Source organism: Caballeronia sp. (assembly GCF_049581465.1).
Lineage (GTDB): Bacteria > Pseudomonadota > Gammaproteobacteria > Burkholderiales > Burkholderiaceae > Caballeronia.
This window is the reverse complement of record NZ_JBAUSA010000645.1, coordinates 1-3,549: the sequence shown is the minus strand read 5'-3', so window position 1 is coordinate 3,549 and position 3,549 is coordinate 1. Positions and strand designations below refer to the sequence as shown.

The following is a 3,549-nucleotide window of genomic DNA, read 5'->3' as shown; positions in this document are numbered from 1 at the left end:
CACCTTCCTTTCGTTCTTTAGGTATTCGATCAACCGCGCTGCCGCTTCGGTGCCATATCCCTTGCGCCAATGTTTTGGATTGAGCGAATAGCCGATCTCTGCGTCCTCGCCGTCCTCCGACACACTTGCTCTACAGGCCCCGATCAGGCACTCGTCATTCAACACCACCGCCAACGAAATGGTGTTGCGTCCCAGGAGCGAACTTTCGCGCAAGCAGTCGCTGATGAATTGCTTGGTTTGCTCGATTGTGTTGGGTCCCCATTCCTGATGTTTCACGACCTCGATTGAACTGGCGTATTCGTGAACCGCATCGAGATCGGACAGCACGAAATCCCTGAGGTAGAGGCGATTACTGATCAGTTTCATTTTGAAGTGTCGGAGTGGAGCCCACGACCGCGTTACCTTCGACGAGTCTTGACGACGCCTGGACGACGGCATGGCAAACCGCTTCTACGCGATTGCCCGCCGGGTCGATAAGGAATGCTGCGTAATAACCAGGATGATAGTGTGACCGATGTCCGGGTTCGCCGTCTGAGGCACCCCCTGCGGCGGCGAGTCCCGCAGCATGAAACGTGTTCACCTGCTTACTTGACGCGGCTTTGAAACACCAATGGCGCTTACTTTCGCCAATCACTCCCGCATCGGCATAGATCGTGAGACACGTCGACAGTGTGTCGGTTTGGTCGCATCGTTCGCCGTAGCCGAGCGCCTGAGGGCGATCGTAGACCTTAGTAGCGCCCAGGGCACTCATGATCGCGTCGTAAAAGGGGCGTGCTGTATCGAGATCGGGAACGCCGATGGAAACATGGTCGAGAAGGTGCATTCTTCGTTCGTTGTTCGATGGGGCGCGGGCGCTCAGGGGTTAGGGGTTCTGCTGGCGGCGAGTGTGGAATCATCCTCTTGCGTGGTCGATCGGATCAAGTCGAATTTTCTTTGCTTTTTCCATTGCCCCTGCCTGGATGAATTATTCTGTAAGCTTCATGTGCCCAGCATTGGCCAACGCTTACAAATCAAAGACTTACGTCATCGACGCGTAAGCCTAAATCAACTACAGTACGGCGCAGAAATTGCCCTACAAGCACCCTAATATGGACCCGCAATTTTTGCCCCGTACTCGCTACTACTTTCCTCGCTGCGATTTTACGACTGTCCAAGTACCTCGTAGGATAACCAAGGATTCGCCGAAAGGCGGGTTTTTAATATGCCATACATACCACCTTCCGCCGCCGATCTCAGGCGTCTCAAAGATTCGTTAGAAAAAACCAGCGAAGCGATGGCCCAACTATTCGCGCTCGCTGGCGGCCAACAATGGCGCAAGTATACGGGCGGACAATCTCCGCGCGTAATGGGCGAAGATCGTCTGTTTTATGCCGCCGCGCATCTCGCGCTATCAAGCGATGAACTAGCGCGTGAAGGAAAGAATGCGGGATATGGGTGCGGTCCTAGACGAAAACGAAGAACCTTGAGCACTTCGGGCGAAGTGGACGGATTGATAGCGGGCCTTTCCGCGCAACGTATCCTACCGCGCCTAAGCGTCGTGCCCGCGTTGATTAAAGGCCCATGGGGGCATGCTTTTACGACGCTACGCGCTTGGGCACTTTTATCATTTCAGCGAGATCGTTTAGTGAGTCGTTGAGCAAAACGCTTGCCGTTTGTATCTGACTTGCTATGGTTTCGAGCGCAACGCGTAGCGGCTTATTTCGCGCCACGCCACCTCCCCAACATCGTGCCAAACCCCTCCACTATACGTTGCACATACCTGTTCTTATACGCCAAAACGCCGTTTTCGCGCTCACGATGCACGAGCATGGTCGCATTGGCCTCAAACACGAACACCCTACCGTCCGGCAGAAGCGTGAAGTCAATACCACCATAGTCGAGACCCAGTCGCTGGCCGATCGCTATCACTGCAGCCATCGCCCGAGCGCCCAGCGCGGCTCGCGGATCTTCCAGATAGCGCCTTTCCTCATCGAGCTTCCAGGGTGTTCCTTCCATATCGGCGGAAAAATAATGAACCATCCAGTTCGACGAAATCGCCAGATGATAAGGAAACGGCTCACGGTCGACAAAGATGATGCGGTACTTGCGATAGTAACCATCGGCCGAGCGGAAATCGCAAAACGTAGTTATATAGTGAGCGCCCGAAAAGGCACGAATACCTTGTTCCAGTGCGTCAAGCGTTTCGTAACGGCCCAACGCCTCGCCGCCGTGCGTCGCCGCTGGACGCGCCAACACGGGAAACCCGATGCCCGAACCAGCGAGCGATTCAGCTAACGCAGCGCTGGAAACAGGCTGCCTTTCTGATCGGATGCAGGGCGCTACCGCCACGTCTTCCACATCCCCGATCAAGGTGCTTAACTGATGACGTTGAGTCCTGGCTACCGTCGAGGGCGCGTTGAGCAGTGGACGACCGCATTGATTTGCGAAGCGTTCGAGCCTTGCCGCCAGCGGCGCCGCAATATCGGCGTCGCCAATAGCATTGAAAACGAGCTCATAACGGGGCAGTTGTTTGTCTTCGTCCTCGGACGCGTAGTCGATTGCGTACTTGATTCGGGTCGATGTTCCGGCGGGCAGCAGGGTATCGAATGGAACATTGCCTGATGATCGGCCCACGCACAAAATCAATACCCGCATTGCGTGATCGCCAGCAGACTCTACATACACGCGCTGAATCCGATAAGCACGCTCGCGGCACGCTTCCGCATCCGCGATACGCCCGGCAGCAGAATGAATGGCGGCGAGATTCTGATACGCGCTCGCCTGGTTCGGATCAATGGCAAGCACGAGTCCGTACCAGCGCAATGCGGCGTCGTGATCACCCTTCATGAAGTAGCCGGTCGCGACATTACAGAGTTCGGTCGCTGAAAATCCCTGTGGCGTGGTTAAGTACGCGTCGAGTGTTTGCGCCGCAATCAAATGCGCGAGTGCGCCGAGTTCGTCGCCTTGCGCGCGTTTCGCCTCGGCGAGCGCACGATGAACGCCGGGGTCTTGAGACTCGGCCGCACTGTCTGAATGGTGTGTCATCTCGGTATTGTGTATCCCTTATAGCAGCGGAGATTATCCACATCTTGGCGGCCGCACCGCAAATTAGCTGACACGCGGCAAAGGGAACGTAAGTATTTTGCTGCGCCAAGCGCCAAGCGCCGGACGCTTCGATTGGCCGGTGCCGCTGGCGGTGAGTGAGGGGCATATGGGCGTGGGAGGCGAAGCGTGTGCGCGCCGCTGGGGCTTGGGGAGGGTGTTCGACTGCGCGTTGATGCGTGGGGGCTGCGCTACGTTCGTGCCAAAAGCCTGAAATGAGCAACGACGACACTAAAAAATTGGCGGTTTAAAACGCGTTTCTTTGCTTCGTTTCTTTTCGCGTTTGAAAAGAAATGAAGTCCCGCCCCGGACAGCGGCTAACAGTAATAAGCAAGAAAATACTACGTATGCGGAACGACCACGCTAGCAGAAGGACTCAATGCTAGCCCCACACTCGCCGCGAGCAGCACCCCGCCCTAGCCCCTCACTCGCCGCGAGCAGCACCCCGTCGTAGCCCCACTCTCGCCG

Annotated in this window: 2 protein-coding genes and 1 pseudogene; all 3 read right to left on the bottom strand. The window is 56.3% G+C overall.

Features of this window, described 5'->3' with window-relative positions; genetic code table 11:
* A partial coding sequence (locus WCA53_RS15855) for a GNAT family N-acetyltransferase (protein WP_423912125.1) occupies window positions 1–366 on the bottom strand: 366 nt, incomplete at its 3' end.
* Between the two features lie 49 nt (window positions 367–415).
* A pseudogene (locus tag WCA53_RS15850) lies at window positions 416–823 on the bottom strand (VOC family protein); the annotation flags it as partial.
* Between the two features lie 872 nt (window positions 824–1,695).
* The gene (locus WCA53_RS15845; protein ID WP_423912122.1) at window positions 1,696–3,024 is read right to left on the bottom strand and encodes a hypothetical protein; all 1,329 of its coding nucleotides are present in this window, start codon (window positions 3,022–3,024) and stop codon (window positions 1,696–1,698) included.
* Window positions 3,025–3,549 lie beyond the last annotated feature (525 nt).